The following is a 22,253-nucleotide window of genomic DNA, read 5'->3' on the forward strand; positions in this document are numbered from 1 at the left end:
TCCAGAGCCGGTTCAACAAGACGGACTGGTCGAACTTCAACGAGGCCGACGACTACAGCCGCGCCACGAACACGGCGTACGCCGACAACACCAAGATCGCCGTGTACGTCGACGGCACCCTCGTCGCCGGCGTCGAGCCGTAACCCCCTGCACGTCCGGTGGCGGGAGGAGAAGGCCGCTCGCCGTGTCCCTCCCGCCACCGGGTCCCAGCACGCCGCCGACAGGCGCACGCGACGGCTGCCGCCGTACTGCCTCCGCCGTACCGCCTCCGGCGCACCTCGCCCACGCTGAGAAGGAGACCGCCATGCCCTTCCCCCTGCCTCGTGCACCACGACCACGGCCGTCCGCGTCCGCCGCCAGGAAGCCGGTCCGCTCCTCCCGCGGCAAGCGGCTCGTGTGCACGCTGGCCGCCGTCGTGACCGCCGCCTCCGGGCTGCTGGCCGTCGGTGCTGCCCCTCCTGCCCTCGCCGCGGGCAGCACCCTGGATCAGCTGGCGGAGGCTCAGGGCCGCTACTTCGGTTCGGCCACCGACAACCCGGAACTCACCGACACGCCCTACACCACCGTCCTGGGCAGCGAGTTCGGCATGATCACGCCCGGCAACTCCATGAAGTGGGACACCACGGAGCCGCAGCAGGGCCAGTTCGACTTCAGCGGCGGCGACAAGATCGTCGACTTCGCCCAGGCCCACAACCAACGCGTCCGCGGTCACACCCTGGTCTGGCACAGTCAGCTGCCCGGCTGGATGAGCAGCCTGCCTGCCGGCCAGGTCCAGGCGGCCATGGAGAGCCACATCACCAAGGAAGCCAGCCACTACAAGGGCAAGATCTACGCCTGGGACGTGGTCAACGAGCCGTTCAACGATGACGGCACCTTCCGGGCCGACCCGTTCTACAACGCCATGGGGGAGAAGTACATCGCGGACGCGCTGCGCACCGCGCACGCGGCCGACCCGGACGCCAAGCTGTACATCAACGACTACAACATCGAGGGCACCGGGGCCAAGGCCGACGCCATGTACCGGCTGGCCAGTGACCTGAAGAGCCAGGGCGTTCCGCTGGACGGCATCGGCTTCCAGGGACATCTGGCCATCCAGTACGGCTTCCCCACGAACATGCGCCAGAACCTGCAGCGCTTCGCCGACCTCGGGCTGGACGTCGCGATCACCGAGCTGGACGTGCGTATGCAGCTTCCCTCGGACGCCACCAAACTCGCGACCCAGGCCGACTACTACCGGCAGGTCACCAATGCCTGCCTCGCCGTGTCCCGCTGTGCCGGCATCACGGTGTGGGACTTCGACGACAAGTACTCGTGGGTTCCCAGCACCTTCTCGGGTCAGGGGGCCGCCTGCCTCTATGACGAGAATCTGCAACCCAAGCCCGCCTACACCGCCGTACGCGACTCCCTGGCGCCCGGCGTGTCCGACACGACGCCTCCGTCGGCGCCGACGGGCCTTGCGGTCTCCGGCGCCACGGACACCTCGGTGTCGCTGACGTGGTCGGCGTCGACGGACAACGTGGGCGTCAGCGGCTACGACGTCTACCGGGCGGGGACGAAGGTGAGCAGCACCACCTCCACGTCCTTCACGGACACCGGCCTCGCCGCCTCCACCGCCTACACCTACACCGTCAAGGCCAAGGACGCGGCAGGGAACGTGTCGGCGGCCTCCGCCGCGGTGACGGCCACCACGCAGTCCGGCGGCGGCACCGGCACCGGGGCGTTCAAGGTGCAGTACAAGAACAACGACAGCGCCCCCGGTGACAACCAGATCAAGCCGGGAATCCAGATCGTCAACACCGGTACGGCTCCGCTGGACTTGTCCAAGGTGACCCTGCGCTACTACTTCACCGGCGAGGGCGGCGCGAGCACCTACAGCACCTGGGTCGACTACGCGGCCCTGGGCGCGGCCAACGTCACCCAGAAGGTGGTGGCGATGTCGACCCCGAAGGCGGGTGCCGACCACTACCTGGAGGTCGGGTTCACGACCGGCGCCGGTTCCCTCGCGGCGGGCAAGTCGACCGGTGACATCCAGACCCGGCTGAACAAGACCGACTGGTCGAACTTCGACGAGAGCGACGACTACAGCCGCGGCACCAACACGGCCTACGCCGACACCACCAAGGTGACCGCGTACGTCAGCGGCACCCTCGTCACCGGCACCGAACCCTGATGGATCCCCGGTCTCCCGGACCGGGAACACCGGTGGCCAGGTCGTCGGCGAGCGGCCGCAGGACTCGGCGGGCCACGCGCGTACAGGGCGTGCGAGGCCCGCGCCAGCCGGGGGAGGGTCCAGCGTGCGGCCCAGGACCCCGCCCATGGTGGTCATCTGATGGGCCGTGAACGGCCTACCGATCCGCGTCCTGGCCTGTGGATCCGGTGGATCCCAGGTGGTGGCCTCCGCGGCGGGCGGGCTCCGCTCGTGATGCGCAGCCCGATGGGTCAGTCCTGCCAGTCCAACTGCGGTTCGGGGATACCTGTGGAGCGCGCGTAATCCTGCGCCTGCCGGCGGCCTTCCACTTGTCCGCGCGGGTAGCGGAAGACCTTGCCGGCGAAGACCACGAACGCCTCCGTGGCTGTGTTGTAGTTGACATACCAGCCCCCGGTCGGGGCCAGAGATGCAGCCAGTTGCTCGGCCAGACGCTCGGCGTCGGCCTCCCCGGCGGCGAAGTCCAGGAGAGTCCACTGCTGCGGCTGCTCGGCCGTCGCGCTGTTCACCTCCACTCTCGCGATCTTGGTGATGTGAAGCGGGACTCCGGTCAACTCGGCCCCGACCCTCAGACTTTCGGCGATCAGTACGCCCTCAAGCACCGATCCTCCTCGATCTCGACGTGGTGAGAGTAGCGAGGGGTGGTGACACCAGTGACCGTCGCGCGCTGGGACTTGCCCGGCGGATCCTTGCTACCGACGCAGGTTTACCTCTTGCCTGGGAGTCTCGGTCTTGAGGTAGAACGACGACATGGACGCCGCAGTACTCGAGCAGATGCTGGAAGAGACCTTTGATCACGCCGTCGTGCACCACGGGTACACCAACTACATGCGTGACTACGAGGTCGTCGTCTACATGACAGCGGCTCCGAGTACGGGGATCCAGCCGTCCTACCTGCAGTATCTCTTCCGGTACTGCGTCGAGGCTCGATGCGAGACGTCAGTACCGACCGAGACGTGGCAGCGTTCGTTGGATGACCGCCTCATCGACCATGAGACCGGTGTCGACCTCGACGGGTTCGTCTGGGGTGTGAAGTGGCATCCGATGTACCCGGGCGCAAAACTGCTTCCCCAGTCGGATGCGGCCCGCCGTTGGTCGCACACCCTTGGGATCGACTTCCACGACGTCGTCATCGAAACCAACGCTCACCGGCTGACCCTGCTCTTCTCCCACCTACAGGTCACAGAGGTCCCGGTCGGATACGCCCCATTCGTCGCGGACTGAAGGATCAGCGTTCGCCCGTTCATGTGACTGGCTCGTCCGTCGTTCGTTCCTCTGGGCATGGGCGGGGCGAGCTCGCCAGTGGTGGCGGCCAGGACGGTGGCGGGCGTGGTGGCCTTGGATGGCTCTGGAAGCGGTTCGAGCGTGGGCGGCCGTTGCGGCAACTGGCCTCGAATGCGTTGCTCTCGGCCTCGGGAGTGCAGGCCGCGGGTGCGCTGGGAGAGGCCGGTCGGCCGAGGGCCGGGCTGTGTTGCCCTGGCCCTCGCGGCTGGAGGATCGGCCTGTGCCTTCGCGGCCGGGTGGCGTCCGTCCTCGCAGGCGCCGGCAGGGCTGGATGCCCGGAACGTTGTCAGTGGATGACGTCGAAGACCTGCTTCTGCAGGCCGTTGCTGTAGGCCTCGTGCTCGATGAGCTTGAGCTTTTGGGTGTCCTTGTCCGTGGTGCTGAACAGGCGCTTGCCGGCGCCGAGCAGCAGCGGGTGGACGAGCAGGTGGTAGCGGTCGATCAGGCCGGCGTCGGAGAGGCTGTGGTTGAGGGAGGCGCTGCCGTGGACGATGATCGGGCCGCCCTCGGTCTTCTTCAGGGCGGCGACCTCGTCGAGGGAGCGCAGGATGGTGGTCTCGCCCCAGTTGGAGACCAGCTTGTCCTCGGTGAGGGTGGTGGAGACGACGTACTTGGGCATCGGCTTGTAGTGCGCGAACTCGGCCATGTCCGGCCAGACCGGGCTGAATGCCTCGTAGCTGACCCGGCCCATCAGGATCGCGGTGGATTCCTGCTGTTCCCGCTCCTTGATCTCGAATGCCTCGGGGACGAACTCCACCTCCTTGAAGGTCCAGCCGCTGTTGCGGTAGCCGGGTTCGCCGCCCGGCGCCTCGACGACGCCGTCGAGCGAGACGAAGGCGGTGCTGATCACAGTGCGCATGGGATTTTCCTTGATGGTGTAGCCGCGTGGGCAGGACGGACCGATACGTGTCGGGGCCGCCGTGTGCGGCGGGAGTGTCCTGAAGGGGGGGCACGGACCGCTGCGGGTGCTGATGAGCCGGTAGTGCCGGGCGCGGGGCATCAGGCGACGAGGCCGTCGGCCGCTCGATGCGTTCGTTGCCCGGCCAGGTCGGTTCGCCGTCCAGCGGTGGTAGTTGACCTTCTGCCGGGCATGGCCGCCGGCCGGCGTGGCGGCCGGCCCGGGCTCGGTCAGGGTGGCGAGGGTCCGGGACCGTATTGGGTCCGGGGCGCCTCGGTCGCGGCGGGTTCTTCGATCACAGTGACGTCCAGCACGACTTCAGCATCCGACCGACAAGTAAATTTGTCAAGGACGGAAAAGTTGTCGGAAGGCCTGGCCAGGGGGTGCGGTTGTGGCCCGGTGGTCGACCTGCCGACTGCGGCGGGGTGGCCGCAGTCGAGTGGGTCCCTCGGCCAGGTTGGCCGCGTGGCCTACCCGCGCCTGGAGGTCGGCCTGTATCCGGATGACCCGGTGCTGACATCGGTGGTCGGCGATCTGGCCGCCGGGAGCCCGGATTTCCGCAGCCTGTGGGCAGAACACCAAGTGCGGGACAAGACCGCGGGCACCAAGGCCTTCCACCACCCGATCGTCGGAGACCTCGAGCTCTCCTGCGAGACGCTGCGGCTGGCCGACGATCCCGCCCAGGCCCTCGTGGTCTACGCGCCCGAGTCCGGCAGCGCTTCCGCGGACTCGCTGCGACTGCTCCTGGACTGGACGGCCGACGCCCCGGCCGAAGGCATGGCCGGCGGGAACAGCTGGCGACCGCAGGGCCGTCAGCAGGTCCCGCCCCCCGTCCGGCTCCCGCCGTCCCCTGAGTCGCCTCCTCCTGAACACAGGTGACGGCAACCCGGCCGGCGCGGCGGGAAGGAAACACCTCGAAACGCTGTTGGACATCGCTGTCCAGAATGAACAGACCGGTCTACTCAAACTAAGGACAGCGGCATGCCGGAGCAGTGCACCTCGCAGGACCACGACGTGATCACCACGCTGACGGCCGATACCGGCCCGGCCGGAGAGGAGACCGGCGGCCCGGCCCCGCTCGCCTCTCCGGCCCGGCCCGCGCAGAGAAGGTCCTCCGCAGGTGTGCTGCCTGCGCGCGTGGCCTTCTACCTGCTGGCGTCGATCATCGTGTCGTTCCTGGCGGCCTCCAGCGCTCCCACCCCGCTGTACGCGGTGTACCAGGCGGAATGGGGCTTCAGCCCGGTGACGACCACGGTGGTGTTCGGCGTCTACGCGATCGCCGTCCTCGTCTCGCTGCTCACCCTGGGACGGCTGTCGGACCATCTGGGCCGCCGCCCGGTCCTGCTCGTGGCCCTTGCCGTGCAGGTGGCCGCGATGGTGGTCTTCACGACAGCCCACGGCGTGCCGGAACTGATGATCGGCCGGGTGATCCAGGGCCTGTCCACCGGTGCCGCACTGGGCGCGGTCGGGGCCGGCATGCTGGACATCGATCGCCCCCGCGGGACCGTCGCCAACTCCTTCGCTCCCGGACTCGGCACCGCCACCGGCTCCCTGGCATCGGCCTTCCTCGTGCAGTACCTGCCCGCGCCGACACACCTGGTCTACCTGGCGCTGGTGGCCGTGATGGCGGTGCAGGCGCTGGGTGTGGCCCTGATGCGGGAGACCCTCACGCCCACCCCGGGGGCGCTCGCCACGCTGGTCCCGGACATCAAGCTGCCCCGGACCGTACGGCGCGCTGTCCTCAACGCCGCACCGGTCCTGATCGCGGTCTGGGCACTCGCGGGCTTCTACGCCTCGCTGGGCCCGGCCCTGGTGCGGACCCTCACCCACTCCACGTCGGCCGTCTACGGCGGACTGGCCCTGTTCGTACTGGCCGGCGTGGCCGCCGCCGCAACGCTCGTGCTGCGCGCGGCGCCCCCGCGCGGCGTCATGCTCACCGGGATCGGCACCCTCGTCGCCGGCGTCGCCCTGACCCTGATCGCGGTCGAGAACGGTTCCTCCGCCCTGTTCTTCGCCGGTTCGGCCGTCGCCGGCATCGGCTTCGGCAGCGGCTTCCAGGGCGGCATCCGCACCGTGATACCGCTGACCGCCGCCCACGAACGTTCCGGCGTGCTGTCCCTGCTGTACGTGGTGTCCTATCTCGGCATGGGAGTGCCGTCGGTGATCGCCGGCTACCTCGTCGTCCACGCCGGCGGCCTGCTGGCCACCGCCCGGGAGTACGGCGCGGCCGTCATCGTCCTGGCACTGCTCGCCGTGCTCGGACTGCTGACGGAACGGCGCAGCAGCCGTTCGCGGCCCGGCATTGCCTAAAGTGACCGCGAGGGCCGGGCGATGGCACGAACCAGCAAGGAGGCGGCGATGGTTGCCGACGGCGCCAGGGCACACGACGCGCGCACCGGGGCCAAGCCTTCGGCGCGTGAGCGTCTGCTGTCCGCGGCAAACGAACTCTTCTACGCCGAGGGCGTGCAGACCGTCGGAATCGACCGGATCATCGAACGCGCCGGGGTGGCCAAGGCCTCCCTCTACAACACCTTCGGCAGCAAGGATGAGCTGGTCCACGCCTATCTCAAGGCCCGGCACGCCGCCACATCCGCCCGCATCCTCGCCGCCCTCGAGCGCTTCGAGAACCCCCGCGACCGGCTGCTCGGCGTCTTCGACGCGCTGTCGGAGTCGTTCAAGGGCCCCAGCTACCGCGGCTGCGCCTTCATCGCCGCGAGCGCGGAGGCAGGGCCGGGAAGCAGCACGGAACGAGCCTCCAACGACTACCGGGCCTGGGTACGGGGCCTGTTCACCGATCTGGCCCGGCAGGCCGGCGTCCCCGACGCGGAGAGCCTCGGGCGCCGCCTGCACCTGCTGTACGACGGGTGCGCGGTCTCGGTACGCATGGACGGCGACCCCGGCGCGGCGGCCGCGGCCCGGGCGACCGCCGAGGTCCTTCTGGACGCCGCCCTGGCGGCGCCGAAATCCGGCCACCTGGGCTGAGGTGCAGGCCCGCTCGGCGCAGGAACCCGGCGACGTCGAGCAGCGTGCGAGTGCTCCAGGCGCATGGCGCAGCACGACGCCACACGCGTGAAGGGCCGCAGCCGCTCGGGGGCAGCGGCCCTTCAGGCTCACCCCGGGCACCCGTACGGGCTCAGCCCAGGTCGAAGGTGTTGGGCAGCCCCAGCCGATGGCGTACCTCGTCGACCCGCTTCAGGGGCTCCAGCTCCGGCGGGCGGAACAGTTCCCAGACGCGACACCGATCGAGGTCCGAATTGTCCGCATCGAGCAGCGCGTTGACCGCTCGCCGTGCGGACTCGTTGGCGCCCTCCATCGTGGCCAGGTCCACGTCCGTACGGACGTAGTCGCCGGCGAGGAAGAAGTTCGGCACTCTGGTGCGGGCCGAGGGCCGGTTGTAGAGGGTGCCCGTGGGGTGGATGAGGAGCTGCTCGCGGTTGCGCGGGTCGGGGCCGCCGAGACCCGTCACGGCCGGGTCCATGAACCAGCCGAGTCGGTCCTCGTCGGTGAGGGTCGTCTTGCCCGAGTCGTTCAGCCCGTCCTTCAGCTGGGCCCAGAGTTCGGCGACGATCTCGTCCTTGGTGCACTCGCGGGCGGTCTTGCCGTACAGGATGCCGGGTTTGTCCCACTCGGAGATGATCGTGGACAGACATTCATGGGCCCGCCCGTCCCCATAGTCGCGCGAAAAGTCCCGTACGTCCCAGAACTGGGCCTGTCCGATGCCGGTCACCGCCCAGGGTGAGTCGAGGCAGTTGATGTGCCCGTGCACGACGGGGGTGGGCGTGCGCAGATAGAACATCACGCCGGTCATCCAGTCCGTCTTCAGCGCGTCGCACCGGCCGAGCTGCGGGTCGGCCGCGCGCAGGGCCCGGCCCCAGGTGGCGCGGGCGTGTTCGACGGGCATCGCCGAGACGTAGTGGTCGGCGGTGACCGTGCGTTCCGGGCCGCCGTCACGCGGCGCGACACGGACGCCGGTCACGCGGCCGCCCTCGTACAGCACCTCCCGGACCTCCGTGCCGAGCACGAACTCGACGCCGAGGGAGCGCAGACACCGCTCCCAGGGATCGATCCAGGCCTCGCTCGTCGGGGCGTTGAGCACCCGGTCGACGTCGGCGTCGCCGTCCACGCCCCGGCCGAGCAGGCCCCACAGGAGCAGGGCCTCGATGATGACGCGGCCGACCGTTCGCGTGGAGGCGATCTCGGCGCGGGTGGCGACCAGATTGCGGGTCTGGCCGATGCCGAGGAGCACCTGGTACTCGGCGCTCATCTCGCCGGCCCGGATGAAGTCCCACCACGCAGTCTTCTCCCACTGATCCTCACGGCGGGCGTCGCAGCTGGTGAGGTGGACGAGCACACGGTCGGCGAAGTAGGCGGCCTCATGGGCGGGCAGCCGGGTGCCGAGGTCGAGGACGGACAGGATCTGGTCGCGCAGCCAGGCCGGGGTGATGTCACCGGGTGCGGGCGGGGTGGTGACCCGGCGCAGGGGGAAGTGCAGGTCCGGGCGGCCTGAGCCGCGCGCGAACAACGCCTCGGTACCGCCTCGGAGGTTGTCGTGGACGCCGCCGGGATTGCCGGGGAAGGGGATGCGGCGCATGGTGTCCGGCAGGTTCCGGTAGAAGCCGGGGAAGAAGCGGAATCCGTGCTCCGCGGGAAGCGGTGCGCGACCGCCGGCGGCAGTGCCGGGGACGTCCATGGAGCGGGCCTTGCCGCCGAGGGCGTCGTAGTACTCGTAGACGGTGACGGCGTAGCCGCGTTCGGCGAGTTCATGGGCGGCGCTGAGGCCGGAGACGCCGCCGCCCAGAACGGCGACGCGCTTCTCGGACGGCGCGGCCGCGGCGCTGCCGGCGGGCCATAAGGCGGTGGCCGCGACCGATCCGCCGGCGACCGTCGCCCCGGCGGCGGCCAGGAAGCGCCTGCGGGAGTGTCCGGCGTTCTCCCGGGACTGCTGCGCGTGTTCTGTTGTCATGTGAACCGGAGCGTAGGGAGAGGCTCCTGACGCCGGAACCCTGTTCCCCCTCCACCCACAGCATCCTCACAATCACAAACGGGTCGAGTCGCCGGAGGGCGAGGAAGCTCGAGGCCTTGGCGCCATTCGCCTTGAGTGGCATCTTCTCGGCAACCATGAAGGCAGGCGCGCGAGTTATGACGTCATGGCGGAGATCCTGGTGGCCGTGAGCCGACCCTCCGTCCCAGGACGCACTATGGACGTCGGCTGTGCTGCGCCATGCGACAGCTGCTACCACCCTGCTACCATGCAGATGTGACTTTCACCAAGAAGCAGACGCAGGTCAGGCTGGAGGAGGACGTGCCGGAGGCCGGCAAGGCCGCCGCGCGCGCCCGCCGGCTGGACTTCAACAGGTACGTGGAGCGGCTGATCATCGAGGACACCACCGGCACTCGCGCCGCCGGCATGGCGGCTGCCCAGCGGCTCATCGATGAGCACGGCGAATTCCTTGATGATCTGGAGCAGCAGCTCGACGCCCCGTTCGAGCAGCGGCAGCCGGGCGCCGCCGCGTGATCCTGTACGTCGACGAGTCCTGGCTCCTGGAAGTGGCGGAACGGGCCGGGCACCGTGACCCGGCCGCCGACGACTACGGCGTGCCCATCGCTGCCGTCGCCCGTCACCGCGGCGAGCTCCTCGATACACCCGTCTACGATGGCGCCGTCGCCCGCGCCGCCGCCCTGGTGCACACCCTGGGCCGCTGCCGCTGGCTGGAGCGCTCCAACCTCACCGTCGCCTGCGCCGTCGCCGTCATGTATCTCGAGGCCAGCAATATCCCGGTCAGCCCCACTCGCGAGCAACTGACCGCGCTCGCTCAGGAGCTGAACAACCCGCGTTGCACCGCCGCCCGGATCGCCTCGTTCCTGCGCACCTGGAAGCCCTGATCCCGGACCGGGGCGCGGGGCCGAGTCCTGGCGCTGGAGCTTGATGTACTTCGGAGCGCGGCGCGCTCCGGGCACGGCGCCGTCGATGTCGTCGACCCTCAGGACTCCTGGCGAAATGAGCGGCAGCGGCCTTGGAATGACAGACCGCCAGTTGCTGTGACCCCTACATCTGATGGATCGGGGTGGGGCATGGGCACGGAGGCCGTGGGAGGTCGATGACGGGCTGTGGGAGCGGATCGCTCCGCGGCCGCCGGTGGTCGAGCGTCGGCGACGGTACCCGGGGCGCAGGCGGCTGGAGGACGGCGGGTGTCAACGGCATCCGTTTCGTGCTGTACACGGGGATCCCCTGGGAGTTCCTGCCCAAGGAGCTGGGGTACGGCTCGGTGGAGTACGCGCTGGTGCAGACTGCGGGACTGGCACCAGGCCGGGGTGTGGCAGGCCCTGCACGAGCTGCTACTCGCCGAGTTGCGGGCGGCCGACCTGCTGGACTTCTCCCGGGCCGTGGTCGACGGCTCGCACCTGCGGGCGATGAAGGGCGGTGCGAAGACCGGGCCCTCTCCGGTGGACCGAGGCAGGACCGGCAGCAAGCACCACGTGATCGTGGAAGCCCAGGGCATCCCACTCGCCGCCACGCTGACAGGCGGAAACCGCCACGACGTCACCCAGCTCATGCCCCTGGTCCACGCCATCCCGACGGTCAACGGCAAGCGCGGGCGTCCCCGTCGACGCCCCGAGCTGGTGTACGCCGACCGCGGCTACGACTACGACACCTACCGCTGTGACCTGCGTGGCCTGGGTAACCGCCTTCGCTCTACTGCTCTGGCGACGGCTGGAGACCTCCCTCTGACCCCAATCCATAGGGCTGGGCGTCGTTGTCGCTGCCGAAGTCGGGCACATCGGCGGACAGCAGATGTTCGGCGCCGCCTTCGAGGGCCTTGGCCGTCTCGGTGGAGCGGGGGAGCATGGTCTTCTCGTAGGTGCGGATGGCGTCGTCGACGGTGGCGGCGTTCGCGAGAGCGAGGGCGAGTTCGCTGGCGTCGAGCATGGCGAGGTTGACGCCGACGCCGAGCGGGGGCATGAGGTGGGCGGCGTCACCGAGCAGGGTCACCGTCGGGTTGTGTTCCCAGATATGCGGGACCGGGAGAGCGAAGATCGGGCGGTCGACGTAGGGGCCGTCGTTTTCGGTGATCATCTGGCGCATGCGGGGCGACCAGGCGGCGTATTCATTCAAGAGCAGGGCCCGGATGCCGTCGGTGTCCTCGACGGTCAGGCCGCTCGCGCTGATCCAGTCGACCGGGACTCGTTGGATGATGTAAACGCGGATGTGGTTTCCGCTGTTGCGCTGGGCGAACAGGCCGCGCTCGCCGTCGGCTGCGTGCGCGCTGCCCTGGCCCACCAGCTCGGCGATGTGCGGGTGCCGGTTCTCGATGTCGGTGAACCATGCCTCCAGAAAGCTCACCCCGGTGTACCTGGGGACGGCGGGGGACACGGCCGGGCGCACCCGGGAGGAGGCGCCGTCGGCGCCGATGACCAGATCGGTCTCGATGCTTGTGCCGTCGGCGAAGTGCAACCGCCGCGGCCCGTCGGCGGGTCCGCTGATCGTGTCGAGGGCGCGGCCCCAGTGCACGGTTCCCGGCTGTACGGAGTCGAGCAGCAGGTTGCGCAGCTGGCCGCGGTCGATTTCCGGCTTGAACAGCTCGTCGGCCTCCGGGACTTGATGGGACGTGATCGTGCCGCTCGGGTCCATCCGGCGCATTTCCTGGCCTTCGGGGCGGGCCAGTGTGAAGAACTCGTCGAGCAGGCCGGCTTCGCGCAGGGCGAACTGGCCGTTGTCGGCGTGCAGGTCGAGAGTGCCGCCCTGGTTGCGTGCGTCGGGGCCCGGGTCGCGGTCGTAGACGGTGACCGCTATACCGCGCTGCTGGAGGATGCGGGCGCAGGTCAGTCCGCCAGGTCCGGCACCGATGATGCTGATGCGGGCCCGGGCGGGCTCAGGGGACTTCATGGTTGTTCCTTTCAGTCGCGAAGAGAAGAGGGGGACGAGCAGGGCTGGGCGGCGTCGGCCCTCGAGACCGGACGTGCCACGCAGAGGAGCCGTGATGACCAGGCCGACGAGGACGCGCCGCTCACGTACTCGCAATGCCCATACAATCAGAGCAAGTAGAAAAGTACAACGACTCTACTTAGCGAGAGATTCTACTATCGGGTACGCTCTAGCCATGACCGTGCCCCCTGTCAGCCGCCGCGACCGCAAGAAGGCGGCCACCCGGCAGGCGATCGCCGACGCCGCGCTGCAACTCTTCCTGGAGCGCGGCTACGATCAAGTGAGCATCCGTGACATCGCCGACGCCGCCGACGTGTCGACCGCTACCGTGTTCAAGCACTTCAGCGGCAAAGAAGCGCTGGTCTTCGACCAGGACGAAGACCGAGAGTCTGAATTGATCGCCGCGGTGCGGCAGCGCCCCTCCGGGCAGAGCATCCTCGACGCCCTCCGACAGCACGTCCTGGACACCTGGCCATCGATCGAGGCGCATCCTCAGGCGGCCGAGTTCACCCACCTGGTGAACTCCACGCCGGTGCTGCGCGCCTACGCCGAACGCATGTGGACCCGGTACACCGACAGCCTCAGCGCAGCCGTCGCCGACGAGTTCGGCGTGGACCACGACAACCTCGCATGTATGGCTCTTGCCCGATTCGTACTCGACATCCCGGTCCTCGCTCGCGGCAGGCAGGACCGCCGGGCCGCCATCGAGGCAATCTTCGACATCCTCACCCACGGCTGGGAACCGCCAAGCAAGCCGGTCGCGCCGTAGCGCCTACACCGTTTCCTGAGCCCGTCCTCCACCAGCCCCGGCTGGTCCCACCACGCGTTTCTGCCGGACCCACCCCTGCCTGGCAACGAGAACTGACATCCCGTCATCCCGAGCAGTCAGCACCTCATTCTGGTCACAGTCCTCAGTCGGCGCTGGGCCTGTCGGGTGACGGCGGAGGATCCGTGCGCGGACCGGCGGCCGGTGTGTATTCGAGACACTGAAGTGGTCGGCGAGCGTGATCTGAGGTCAGTCGATCAGGCCCTCCACCTGGGTGGACGATGTAGCGGCACCCGCAGAGTCGGCGTTCACGTAACAGTCACCCGTGAGTCGGCAGGCGGGCAGGCGGGCAGGCGGAGCTTGACGATGTGCGAGGGCTCGCGGGGGCGAGGGCTGGTCGAGCGCTCCGCCGCCCGGCGGAAGGGATTCAGGTTCATATGCGTGGAGTGACCTGGCGTCAGCTGGCCGCGCTGCCCGAGACCCACTCGGTCCACGGCATGTTCCAGTCGCTGAGGCCGTTGTCCGGGGCCAACGTGGTCTTGTCCTCGGAGTTCTTGACGATGACGACGTCACCGATCATCGAGTTGTCGAAGAACCACGCGGCGGGCTGCTTGCCGTCGCCGCCGCCCTTGACGTCCTTCAGGCCCACGCAGCCGTGGCTGGTGTTGGCCTTGCCGAAGATCGAGTCGGCGCCCCAGTAGTTGCCGTGGATGAACGTGCCTGAGGCGGTCAGGCGCATGGCGTGCGGTACGGCGTCGATGTCGTACGCGGGCTTGCCGTCCTTCTTCGTGAGGCCGACGCTCGCACCGTTCATATGGATCTGCCTGTACTTCTCGGCGATGACCATCTGACCGTTGTACGTCGGGTGCTCGGGGCTGCCGGACGAGATCGGGATGGTCTTGATCGTCTTGCCGTCCCGTACGACGGTCATCTGCTTCGTCTTGGCGTCGACGGTGCTGATCTGGCTCCGGCCGATCTTGAACGTGACCGTCTTCTGGATGCCGTGGAGGGTGAGCTTGACGGTGACGGTGGAGCCGGGCTTCCAGTAGTTCTCGGGGCGGAAGTCCAGACGGCCGTCGTTGAACCAGTGACCGACGACACGCTGGCCGCTGCTGGAGCTGACCTGGATTTTCGACTCTACGGCGGCCTTGTCGCTGATCGCCTTGTCGAAGTTGACCGTCACCGGCATGCCCACGCCGACGGTCGAGCCGTCCTCGGGGGAGAGGTGCCCGATGAAGTCGTTGGCCGGGGAGACCGTGGTGATCGTGGCGTTCCCGGTGACGGAGCGGCCCTTGGCGTCCTCGGCCTCCGCGGCGACCTGATACTTGGTGGCCCGCTCCAGCCGGCCGTTCGGCTTCCAGGACGTGCCGTCCGCGGACAGGGTGCCCGAGATCTCGGCACCGGTCGCGACGGCGGTCATGGTCACCTTGGTGAGCCTGCCGTTGCTGACGGTGACCTTGACGGGGCCGTTGATCCCGACGTTGTAGGCACCTTGCCCAGGCGTGATCTTTATTCGGGCGTCGGAAGCGTCCTGAGCGCCGGCCTGATCTCCCCGCGCCGGCGATGTCGGATGGTTCGCAGTGTCGTTGCCGCTGGTGGCAGCGTTGCTGGTACCGCCGAGGGCCGTGAGTGCGAGTACGCCGCCGAGTGCGCCGGCCGTAGCCATCAGCCCGGTGCTTCGCTTACGTGCCGTGATCAAACGCTTCTCCCATGCCGCTGGTCGTTGAATCCATGGAGCTGCTTTACCTGAGTTGAATCCATGGAGCTGCTTACCCGAGGAGTGCAATCGGCTTTAAAGGACTACTTTTATTCATTCATCCTGTTTAAGGGAATAAATTGTGATGAAATCCACGCGCAGCGAGAACGCCGCCGAGACAGCGGCCCGGGCCTGCCCTTCATCGCGGCGCGCGTGCGGATCCGGGCGCGGGCGATCTTCCGCTGGGACAGCCATGCCGCGTTGTCATGGCATACGGCCCGCGGCCACTTCCGGCCGAGATGCAAGGCGCTCCAGGGCGTGGAGCTGGTGGACGTAGCCGAGCAGAACGCGGTCGCCAAGCGCGGCGAGCCGGGCCAGGGCATGGCGGAAGACCGGCATGCAGTCCTCGGGGAAGTCGGTGAACGCCATCGTCGTGTCGACCCGTACCTGGTTGTACCACGCGAGCGATCCGTTCGGGACCGGTGAGCTTGCCGGCCGCGGGTCCGGAGCCGCAGTGGATCACCACGGGAATCAGCGCCTCGGCCGGCAACCCCAGGCCGACTGGAGAAGTTCGTCGGCCGGGTCGTAGGCCCCACCTGTACATGCGCCTTGAACATACGCGCGCCCGCTTCGACGACCTCACGGACGTACGTCGCGACGCCCGGCTCGGGGTGGAGGGGCGCGGTGTAGAGACAGTCGGAGCTTGTGTGGGTAGGGCATCGCGGTACCGGCCGGTCGCCGAACTCCCGGAGCCGGGCTGTACGTTCCGACTCCCCCTCCGCTAGGAGACCGGCCACTCGATGCCCCGAGCAGTGGTCCGCCCGTGTCGAAGTAGTCCCAGACCTTGTACCGGACACGCTCGGGCATGAGGGGCGTGTGGACGTCGACCAGGCCGGGCAGACCGACCGGCCCCAGAAAGACGGACCTCATCGGTCTGTTCGGCGTGTGAAGTCGCGTCCTGACTCGTGGTTCCTGGCGAGCCCGGGGCTGCACTCGGCCTTGGTGATCCGGTACTGGATGCGGGGGCCGAGGGCGTGGCGGGGATCGGTGGAGGCGGCAGGGGCGAGGCGTCCTAACGGTGATCGTCCATGCCGCCCACCAGGCCGTCCGGGGCCGGACCGGGCCGGCTCGGCGTCGCCCTTGTCCCACGCGAGCCGGCCCCCGAAGCTCGCGGCCTCGCTGCCGACGGCGGCGAGCCTTGCCCGGTCGGCGTTTTCCGGTCGCGCTGCGGTTGATGGCTGGATCAGCCGGATATGCGCGTCGACCGCGTCCGCGAGGTCACGGGACGGGGTAGCGCCGTCGAGATGTCCGTAGGCGCTCGCGTCCACCCGGCCGGCGGCCACGATCGCCCGCCACACGGGCGTGGCCATTGCGACCGGTGTCCCCGGCGTCCACTGCACGCAGTACCCGCCCAGGCTGCTCCTTCCGGTCAGCCGTCAACTCCTGCCGTCCTGACACGAGATAGCAGGTGCTGCCGCACTGGTTGAGGTGGAAGTGGAACGGCGATGCGCGTCACGGCCTCATCAGGTCTCGGACCCGTGGGGCTACCTCGGCGCCGAAGAGTTCGATGTTGGTCATGAGTGCCTCGTGGGGGAGGCCGTTCATCCCGTACTTGAGGTCGAAGCGGCTGGCTCCGAGGTCCTGGAGGGTGGTGACGATCTTCTGGGCCACTGTTTCGGGTGATCCGACGAACTGCGCACCTCCGGGGCCGACATCGTGCATGAACTGCTCGAAGGTGGGAGGGCGGAATCCCCGTTGCCGGGCGACCTTGCGGATGGCCGTCTCGTAATGGGGCCAGAATTCGTCGATCGCCTGTTCGTCGGTCGCGGCGACATGCCCGGGGCTGTGCACGCCGACGGGCTGGTCGGGGTGGCCGTATTGCGTCAGTGCCTGCCGGAAGAGCTGTCCGAAGGGAGCAAAGCGTGCCGTGGGGCCGCCGATGATGGCGAGCATGAGCGGGAACCCGTAGCGTGCGGCGCGCACGACGGACTGGGGGCTTCCGCCGACGCCGATCCATGTCGGAATCGCTCCCGACTCGCTGTGCGGATACACGGGCTGGTCCTTGAGGGCCGGTCGGGTGCTTCCCGACCAGGAGACGGGCTCCTCTTTGCGCAGTTCGGCGAAGAGATTGACCTTCTCCTCGAAGAGGATGTCGTAGTCGGCGAGGTCGTAGCCGAACAGGGGGAAGGACTCGGTGCTGGAGCCTCTGCCGAGGATCAGCTCTGCGCGGCCGTTGGAGACGGCGTCGAGCGTGGCGTAGCGCTGGTAGACCCGGACGGGATCGTCGGAGCTGATGACGGTCACGCCGGATCCCAGCCGTATGCGGGAGGTGCGCGACGCGATCGCCGCGAGGACCACGTCCGCCGCGGAGAGGGGCATCCAGTCGGTGTGGTGTTCCCCGATGGCGAAGTGGTCGAGCCCGACCTGGTCGGCGAGGACGCCCTCGGCCACGAGATTGCGGAGGGACGCGCCGTGTGGCAGGGGCCGTCCCTGGGCATCGTGGGACACGTCCCCGAACGTGTCCAGGCCGAGAGTGATCGGGTGCCCAGCCGAAGTGGAGGGAGCTTGATGAGTCATGGACAGGCTTCTCACGTGCGGTAACGGCGGAAGGTGGGCACGGGCCGCCTCCCGCCCCGGCGTCGTGCACAGGGCGGGAGGACGGCGTCGGCTGGGCGGTTCGTCAGCTGGCGCGGAGCGGCGCCAGAGCCTTGCTCCAGGCGACCACCTGCTCCAGCGTGCCTGCGAGGGCATCGGCCTGGGTGTCGGCGGGCTTGAAGACGCTGAAGTTCTCGAAGTCGGTGAAGAGGGAGAGCGCCACCTGGGAGCGGACGTCCGCCATCTGCAGCTCGCCGGCGATCAGGCGCAGGTGCTCCACGGCCCGGGTGCCGCCGGTGGAGCCGTAGCTGACAAAGCCGACGGACTTGTTGGCCCACTCGGCCGCCAGGAAGTCGATGGCGTTCTTCAGCGCACCGGGCACCGAGTGGTTGTACTCAGGGGTGACGATCACGAAGCCGTCCAGAGAGGCGATCTTCGCGGCCCACTCGTGAGTGTGCGGCTGGCTGTACTGACCCATCGCCGCCGGGTAGGGCTCATCCAGCAGCGGCAGCTTGTAGTCCAGCAGGTCGACGAGCTCGTACTCGGCGTCGGTGCGGCGCCGGGCGTGCTCGAGCACCCAGTGGGTCACGGCCTCACCGTTACGCCCGGGCCGCGTACTGCCGAGGATGATGCCTATTTTCGTCATTTGCTCACCTTTGCAGGAAGAAGTGCTTGCCGAGTCAAGTAAATGCATGTGCAGATACTTGCCGCGTCAAGTAGATGGGAGATTTGATTGACGTGTCAAGGAGGTAGGGTGTGAGGCATGTCCCCTCGAGAGCAGACCCTGCACCCCTTGGACGCCGCCGAAGAAGCACTGGTGCGGGCGCTGGGCGACGTCATGACGGCGCTGCCGCGCGCCGTCGACGCGGACATGATCCGCGACGGAGGCCTGCGGCTTTCCGAGTACACCCCCCTCATGTTCCTGTCCGAGGCCCCTGACAGCCGGATGCGGATGAGTGAACTCGCCGCGGCCTGCAACCTCACGCTCAGCGGGATGACCCGTGTCGTCATCCGCCTTGAGAAACGGGGGGCCGTCCAGAGAGTCCGGTGCGACGAGGACCTGCGCGGCTGGAACGCGGTCCTCACCGAAGAGGGTCTCGCCCGCCTGCGGGAGGCGTGGCCCGTTCATTTGGCCAGCGTGCGGCGGCGCGTGCTCGACAATCTCGCCGGCCACGACCTCGCCCAACTCGCCACGGCACTGCGGCACATTGCGAAGGCCTGCTGAGATCTGGGCGATCCGTTACGGCGTGGAGTTGCCGTCATGGGATCAGAGGCTGCACTTCGGTGGAGGCGGCGTCCTGCCGCCCGTGGTCCGGACCCCACGACCGGAGTGCGGCGTGAGCCGCCCTGCTCCACTGCCTGCCGGAGACTGCGGCTGCCCACCATGCGAGCCCAGGGCGCCGACACCCTCGCGTGCAACGAACGCGCGGGAGTGTCCTGTGCGGGCTTTCTCGCCGAGCTGTTTATTGCGAATGCATAACCTCAAACGCCATGCTCGGAAAGGTCGAAGATGGGGAATGATCCAGTGGATGAGGAACTCTTGTCCCAACTGGACGACGCGGCTGAGGGATTCATCGGTCGCCTGCGCCTGAACGACGGCTTCGACGAGCCCGCGCTGGACGAGCTGTGCAGGCAGATCGACCGGCTCGGGCAGCAGTGGCGGACATCCGAGGTCATTCCGAAATCAGCTGCTCTCATCCTCTCGGAGCTGTACCCGGCGATCAGCGCCTGTGCCGACCTCTACTCGGGTGACGAGCACCAGAGAATGATCGAGGCTGCAGTGCGGGTCGGAGAAAGAGTCATCTTCGCCTTGGACCCCGCGGGCGAGCCCGAGATGTGAGGTCGCGCGCATCACCGGGATCGAACAGGTCATTTCGTTTGGGGAGTCTCCGGTAGCAGATCAGAGCGGCCGCGAGCGCGGTGAAGGCCCCGGTGGGTGGATTTCTCGATGCCGCGGCGAGCGATGCGACGGGTGATGCCGCGCGTGCGGCGCCATCGCCGCAGGCGGAAGTAGTCGTACGCCTTGTCCGCGTGCACCTTGGCCGGGCGTCGGCGTCGTGGCCCGCGGCGTGCACGGATCGGCGGGACGCCTTGCACAAGCGTCTGCAGGGCCTGACTGTCCTGGGGGTGTTCGCTGCGGATGTCCCCAGCGAGATGGGCAGGCCGCGGCGATCGACGATGAGGTGCGACCACTCGGGGAACCGGCGAAACGCCGTCACACCCCGATGGGCCAAATCCGGGCGGAAGCCGATTCCGTGTGCAGCCTGACGTGGCGACGAACACGACTGCCGCCGGGAACTCCCGGTCGCCGTGCCGTCTGCGACCGCCACCCTGCGGTCGCACCGGGGTCGGCGGCACCCGCTGAAACAGTTCCCACCAACCGTCCGGCACCAACCGCTCGGCCAACTCGCCCGACGCATTTCACGATGCCGGCGGACTCTGATCTCGACGCCCCGCCGGGTGGCGGCCTGGTCGACGGGGTTCGTGCCGGTGGCCGCCACCGGCACGGCTGAGCCCGGCGCGGCCTGCCGACGCCTGCCGGCCACCACGCCCAAGGCCGTGGATCAGTGGGGCCAGGAGATCGCTGTCCACCGCTTCGAGGGGACCTTCGGCGCCACCCACTGGCAACCGGCCGTCCGGCGATACCGGCGCCGAGGGTCAGGACGACTGCCGGTGTTTGCCGGCGCTGTCTGCGCGTGGGGCGGTGCCGGCGCCCGTATGCGAGGGCCAGGCCGTCTCGCGTACCGCGCAGGCCAACGCGTGCAGGCCCTCGTCGAGTTCGTCGCGGGTCACGGTGAGCGGCGGCAGGAGCTTGACCACCTCGCTGTCCGGGCCGGAGGTCTCGACCAGCAGGCCGAGTGCGAAGGCCCGTGCGGCGACGCGCGCCGCGCGATTCGTGTCGTGGAACTCCAGGCCCCACACCAGGCCCCGGCCCCGGAACTCCTTCGTCTCCTCGGGGTGTTCGGCACGAATCGAGGCCAGTGCCCGCTCGACCTGTTCGCCACGGGCCAGAGTCTGCTTCTCCAACTGGTCGTCGGTCCAGTAGGCGTTGAGCGCGGCGGTGGCAGTGACGAAGGCGGGGTTGTTGCCGCGGAAGGTTCCGTTGTGCTCGCCCGGCTCCCAGATGTCGAGTTCCGGCCTGAAGAGGCACAGCGCCATGGGTAGTCCGTAACCGCTGATGGACTTCGACACGGTGACGATGTCGGGGACGATGCCCGACTCTTCGAAGGAGAAGAAGGCGCCCGTGCGGCCGCAGCCCATCTGGATGTCGTCCACGATCAGGAGCATGTCGTGGCGCCGACACAGCTCGGCGAGTTCGCGCAGCCACCCGGGCCGGGCCACGTTGATGCCACCCTCGCCCTGTACGGTCTCGACGATCACGGCCGCGGGCCGGTTGAGTCCGGAGCCCTTGTCCGCCAGGAGCCGCTCGAACCAGGCGAAGGCAGGGGCGTCGTCGAGATAGCCGTCGTAGGGCATGGGGGTGCTGTGCACCAGCGGGACTCCCGCGCCCGCCCGTTTGAAGGTGTTGCCGGTGACGGCGAGCGAGCCGAGGGACATGCCGTGGAAGGCGTTCGTGAACGACACGACCGTCTCGCGGCCCTTGACCTTGCGGGCCAGCTTGAGCGCCGCCTCGACGGCGTTGGTGCCGGTCGGGCCCGGGAACATCACCTTGTACGGCAGTTCACGCGGGCGCAGGATCACGTCCTGGAAGGTCTCCAGGAACGCGCGCTTGGCCGCGGTCGACATGTCCAGGAACCCCACCCCGCCTACGACCGCATGGCCCTGTCCACCTATCTGGCCGGCCGCAGCCGGGACGAACTCACCCTCACCGACCCGGACTTCCTCAACGACCGCCGTGTGGAGCTGCGCCTGGCATCGCCCGTCGTCTCCGCCGACCGCACGGCACATACGGTCGTGACGGCGGACGACGACCGGATCCGCTACGACGCCCTGGTCCTGGCCACCGGCTCCCGCCCATTCGTCCCTCCGGTTCCCGGCCGGGACCTCACGCACTGCTTCGTCTACCGCACCTTCGAGGACCTGGACGCGATCCTCCGCACGGTACGCCCCGGCAGCCAGGGCGTGGTGGTCGGTGGCGGTCTGCTCGGCCTGGAGGCGGCCCACGCCCTGAGCCGACTGGGCGTGCGCCCGCACGTTGTGGAGACCGCACCCCACCTGATGCCCGCTCAACTCGACGCCGGAGCAGCCGAGGTGCTGCACCGGCATGCCGCCGGCCTCGGCCTCCGCCTGCACTGCGGCACCGCCGTCGCGGAGGTGCACGCCCGCTCCGACGGCACCGTGCGCGCGGTCACGCTTGGCGACGGTGCGACGCTGGACGCGGACCTGGTCGTCTTCGCCGCGGGGATCCGGCCCCGCGACGAGCTGGCCGGACCGCTGGACCTGGCGCGTGGTGAGCGCGGCGGCTTCCTCGTCGACGCGTACTGCCGTACCGCCGACCGGCACATCTGGGCCGTCGGCGAGTGCGCAGCCGTACAGGGCCGTTGCCACGGCCTGGTCGCCCCTGGGTACGCCATGGCTGAGTCCGTGGCGGCTCAGTTGACGGGCCGGGACGTGGAGCCCTTCAACCGGACCGACGGCTCCACGACGCTCAAGCTCCTCGGCGTGCACGTGGCCACCTTCGGAACGACGGTTCACCCGGGGGACCCCCGGCCGGTCGAGGTCGCCTTCGCCGATGGCATCGCCCGCTATGCCAAGGTCTTTCTGCGGCCGGACACCGGCAGTCTTCTCGGCGGCATCCTCGCGGGTGACACCGGGTCCCGCTCCCCGCTCGGCTCCTTCGTCGGCCGCCGGCCGCCGGCGGACCTGGAGCAACTGCTGCTGCCCTGACACGGCAGCTGTGAGGCCGGTGCCTTGGTGGCCGCA

19 protein-coding genes and 4 pseudogenes are annotated in these 22,253 nt (G+C 68.9%); 12 read left to right on the top strand and 11 right to left on the bottom strand.

What is annotated here, in order from left to right; all coding sequences use genetic code 11:
* Nucleotides 1–304: 304 nt before the first annotated feature.
* A complete protein-coding gene (locus tag SRB17_RS48040) occupies nt 305–2,170 on the top strand; it encodes an endo-1,4-beta-xylanase (protein WP_153537845.1) in 1,866 nt (621 codons plus the stop codon).
* 269 nt (nt 2,171–2,439) lie between these two features.
* On the opposite strand, the gene SRB17_RS13220 is transcribed toward SRB17_RS48040, so the two are convergent.
* Entirely contained in the window at nt 2,440–2,808 is a 369-nt protein-coding gene (locus tag SRB17_RS13220) for a hypothetical protein (RefSeq protein WP_323375382.1), read from the bottom strand.
* A gap of 148 nt (nt 2,809–2,956) precedes the next feature.
* On the opposite strand from SRB17_RS13220, the gene SRB17_RS13225 reads away from it, so the two are divergent.
* Nucleotides 2,957–3,430 carry a hypothetical protein gene (locus SRB17_RS13225; RefSeq protein WP_153537847.1) on the top strand — a complete coding sequence of 158 codons (474 nt, stop codon included), beginning with the start codon at nt 2,957–2,959 and terminating at the stop codon, nt 3,428–3,430.
* 346 nt (nt 3,431–3,776) lie between these two features.
* On the opposite strand, the gene SRB17_RS13230 is transcribed toward SRB17_RS13225, so the two are convergent.
* Complete coding sequence (locus SRB17_RS13230) at nt 3,777–4,349, bottom strand: dihydrofolate reductase family protein (protein WP_153537849.1); 573 nt, start codon at nt 4,347–4,349, stop codon at nt 3,777–3,779.
* Between the two features lie 504 nt (nt 4,350–4,853).
* Between SRB17_RS13230 and SRB17_RS48045 the strand changes: the two genes are divergently transcribed.
* From SRB17_RS48045 to SRB17_RS13245, 3 genes are all read left to right on the top strand, one after another.
* Entirely contained in the window at nt 4,854–5,267 is a 414-nt protein-coding gene (locus tag SRB17_RS48045) for a hypothetical protein (RefSeq protein WP_153537851.1), read from the top strand.
* A 102-nt stretch (nt 5,268–5,369) separates the two neighbouring features.
* The gene (locus SRB17_RS13240) at nt 5,370–6,698 is read left to right on the top strand and encodes an MFS transporter (RefSeq protein ID WP_194293983.1); all 1,329 of its coding nucleotides are present in this window, start codon (nt 5,370–5,372) and stop codon (nt 6,696–6,698) included.
* A gap of 21 nt (nt 6,699–6,719) precedes the next feature.
* Nucleotides 6,720–7,370 carry a TetR/AcrR family transcriptional regulator gene (locus tag SRB17_RS13245; protein ID WP_228395968.1) on the top strand — a complete coding sequence of 217 codons (651 nt, stop codon included), beginning with the start codon at nt 6,720–6,722 and terminating at the stop codon, nt 7,368–7,370.
* Nucleotides 7,371–7,521: 151 nt separating this feature from the next.
* On the opposite strand, the gene SRB17_RS13250 is transcribed toward SRB17_RS13245, so the two are convergent.
* Entirely contained in the window at nt 7,522–9,351 is a 1,830-nt protein-coding gene (locus tag SRB17_RS13250; protein ID WP_153537853.1) for a hydroxysqualene dehydroxylase, read from the bottom strand.
* 294 nt (nt 9,352–9,645) lie between these two features.
* Between SRB17_RS13250 and SRB17_RS13255 the strand changes: the two genes are divergently transcribed.
* From SRB17_RS13255 to SRB17_RS46225, 3 genes and pseudogenes are all read left to right on the top strand, one after another.
* Nucleotides 9,646–9,903: a hypothetical protein gene (locus SRB17_RS13255; RefSeq protein ID WP_323375384.1), complete on the top strand. Its 258-nt coding sequence runs from the start codon at nt 9,646–9,648 to the stop codon at nt 9,901–9,903.
* Nucleotides 9,900–10,271, top strand: coding sequence for a fic family toxin-antitoxin system, toxin component (locus tag SRB17_RS13260; RefSeq protein WP_323375386.1), 372 nt, complete (start codon nt 9,900–9,902; stop codon nt 10,269–10,271). Before SRB17_RS13255 ends, SRB17_RS13260 begins: the two co-directional genes overlap by 4 nt.
* Nucleotides 10,272–10,443: 172 nt before the next feature.
* Nucleotides 10,444–11,069: pseudogene (locus SRB17_RS46225) on the top strand (IS5 family transposase); the annotation flags it as partial.
* A 13-nt stretch (nt 11,070–11,082) separates the two neighbouring features.
* Here the strand turns inward: SRB17_RS46225 and SRB17_RS13270 are convergent.
* The gene (locus SRB17_RS13270) at nt 11,083–12,273 is read right to left on the bottom strand and encodes an FAD-dependent oxidoreductase (RefSeq protein WP_153537857.1); all 1,191 of its coding nucleotides are present in this window, start codon (nt 12,271–12,273) and stop codon (nt 11,083–11,085) included.
* Nucleotides 12,274–12,487: 214 nt separating this feature from the next.
* On the opposite strand from SRB17_RS13270, the gene SRB17_RS13275 reads away from it, so the two are divergent.
* Nucleotides 12,488–13,081, top strand: a complete 594-nt coding sequence (locus SRB17_RS13275) for a TetR/AcrR family transcriptional regulator (protein WP_153537860.1) — start codon at nt 12,488–12,490, stop codon at nt 13,079–13,081.
* Between the two features lie 454 nt (nt 13,082–13,535).
* On the opposite strand, the gene SRB17_RS13280 is transcribed toward SRB17_RS13275, so the two are convergent.
* The 5 genes and pseudogenes from SRB17_RS13280 to SRB17_RS13300 all read right to left on the bottom strand — a co-directional run bounded on the left by SRB17_RS13280 (nt 13,536) and on the right by SRB17_RS13300 (nt 18,015).
* Nucleotides 13,536–14,744: a L,D-transpeptidase gene (locus SRB17_RS13280; protein WP_194293984.1), complete on the bottom strand. Its 1,209-nt coding sequence runs from the start codon at nt 14,742–14,744 to the stop codon at nt 13,536–13,538.
* A 140-nt stretch (nt 14,745–14,884) separates the two neighbouring features.
* A pseudogene (locus SRB17_RS46230) lies at nt 14,885–15,819 on the bottom strand (amidohydrolase).
* Nucleotides 15,701–16,144, bottom strand: a complete 444-nt coding sequence (locus SRB17_RS45390; protein WP_194293985.1) for a hypothetical protein — start codon at nt 16,142–16,144, stop codon at nt 15,701–15,703. Before SRB17_RS45390 ends, SRB17_RS46230 begins: the two are co-directional and overlap by 119 nt.
* A gap of 142 nt (nt 16,145–16,286) precedes the next feature.
* The gene (locus SRB17_RS13295) at nt 16,287–17,351 is read right to left on the bottom strand and encodes an LLM class flavin-dependent oxidoreductase (RefSeq protein ID WP_153537866.1); all 1,065 of its coding nucleotides are present in this window, start codon (nt 17,349–17,351) and stop codon (nt 16,287–16,289) included.
* Nucleotides 17,352–17,454: 103 nt separating this feature from the next.
* Nucleotides 17,455–18,015 carry an NADPH-dependent FMN reductase gene (locus tag SRB17_RS13300; protein ID WP_153537868.1) on the bottom strand — a complete coding sequence of 187 codons (561 nt, stop codon included), beginning with the start codon at nt 18,013–18,015 and terminating at the stop codon, nt 17,455–17,457.
* A gap of 147 nt (nt 18,016–18,162) precedes the next feature.
* On the opposite strand from SRB17_RS13300, the gene SRB17_RS13305 reads away from it, so the two are divergent.
* Both SRB17_RS13305 and SRB17_RS13310 read left to right on the top strand, forming a co-directional pair.
* Nucleotides 18,163–18,594 (top strand): MarR family winged helix-turn-helix transcriptional regulator, encoded by a 432-nt coding sequence (locus SRB17_RS13305; protein WP_323375388.1) that lies wholly within the window; start codon nt 18,163–18,165, stop codon nt 18,592–18,594.
* Between the two features lie 300 nt (nt 18,595–18,894).
* Entirely contained in the window at nt 18,895–19,209 is a 315-nt protein-coding gene (locus SRB17_RS13310) for a hypothetical protein (protein WP_153537873.1), read from the top strand.
* 77 nt (nt 19,210–19,286) lie between these two features.
* Here SRB17_RS13310 and SRB17_RS13315 read toward each other — a convergent pair.
* Both SRB17_RS13315 and SRB17_RS13320 read right to left on the bottom strand, forming a co-directional pair.
* A pseudogene (locus tag SRB17_RS13315) lies at nt 19,287–19,775 on the bottom strand (transposase); the annotation flags it as partial.
* A gap of 324 nt (nt 19,776–20,099) precedes the next feature.
* Nucleotides 20,100–21,122 (bottom strand): annotated as a pseudogene (locus SRB17_RS13320) (diaminobutyrate--2-oxoglutarate transaminase); the annotation flags it as partial.
* 24 nt (nt 21,123–21,146) lie between these two features.
* Here SRB17_RS13320 and SRB17_RS13325 point away from each other — a divergent pair.
* Entirely contained in the window at nt 21,147–22,217 is a 1,071-nt protein-coding gene (locus SRB17_RS13325; RefSeq protein WP_153538406.1) for an NAD(P)/FAD-dependent oxidoreductase, read from the top strand.
* The last annotated feature ends 36 nt before the right edge of the window (nt 22,218–22,253 follow it).

The sequence above is a fragment of the Streptomyces sp. RB17 genome, assembly GCF_009604455.1.
GTDB lineage: Bacteria > Actinomycetota > Actinomycetes > Streptomycetales > Streptomycetaceae > Streptomyces.

Excerpts from the sequence above, each read along its gene's own strand:
- SRB17_RS48040 (WP_153537845.1), top strand. The coding sequence starts at position 305 with ATGCCCTTCCCCCTGCCTCGTGCACCACGACCACGGCCGTCCGCGTCC.
- SRB17_RS13225 (WP_153537847.1), top strand. The coding sequence starts at position 2,957 with ATGGACGCCGCAGTACTCGAGCAGATGCTGGAAGAGACCTTTGATCAC.
- SRB17_RS13230 (WP_153537849.1), bottom strand. The coding sequence starts at position 4,349 with ATGCGCACTGTGATCAGCACCGCCTTCGTCTCGCTCGACGGCGTCGTC.
- SRB17_RS13240 (WP_194293983.1), top strand. The coding sequence starts at position 5,370 with ATGCCGGAGCAGTGCACCTCGCAGGACCACGACGTGATCACCACGCTG.
- SRB17_RS13245 (WP_228395968.1), top strand. The coding sequence starts at position 6,720 with ATGGCACGAACCAGCAAGGAGGCGGCGATGGTTGCCGACGGCGCCAGG.
- SRB17_RS13250 (WP_153537853.1), bottom strand. The coding sequence starts at position 9,351 with ATGACAACAGAACACGCGCAGCAGTCCCGGGAGAACGCCGGACACTCC.
- SRB17_RS13270 (WP_153537857.1), bottom strand. The coding sequence starts at position 12,273 with ATGAAGTCCCCTGAGCCCGCCCGGGCCCGCATCAGCATCATCGGTGCC.
- SRB17_RS13275 (WP_153537860.1), top strand. The coding sequence starts at position 12,488 with ATGACCGTGCCCCCTGTCAGCCGCCGCGACCGCAAGAAGGCGGCCACC.
- SRB17_RS13280 (WP_194293984.1), bottom strand. The coding sequence starts at position 14,744 with ATGGCTACGGCCGGCGCACTCGGCGGCGTACTCGCACTCACGGCCCTC.
- SRB17_RS45390 (WP_194293985.1), bottom strand. The coding sequence starts at position 16,144 with ATGGCCACGCCCGTGTGGCGGGCGATCGTGGCCGCCGGCCGGGTGGAC.
- SRB17_RS13295 (WP_153537866.1), bottom strand. The coding sequence starts at position 17,351 with ATGACTCATCAAGCTCCCTCCACTTCGGCTGGGCACCCGATCACTCTC.
- SRB17_RS13300 (WP_153537868.1), bottom strand. The coding sequence starts at position 18,015 with ATGACGAAAATAGGCATCATCCTCGGCAGTACGCGGCCCGGGCGTAAC.
- SRB17_RS13325 (WP_153538406.1), top strand. The coding sequence starts at position 21,147 with ATGGCCCTGTCCACCTATCTGGCCGGCCGCAGCCGGGACGAACTCACC.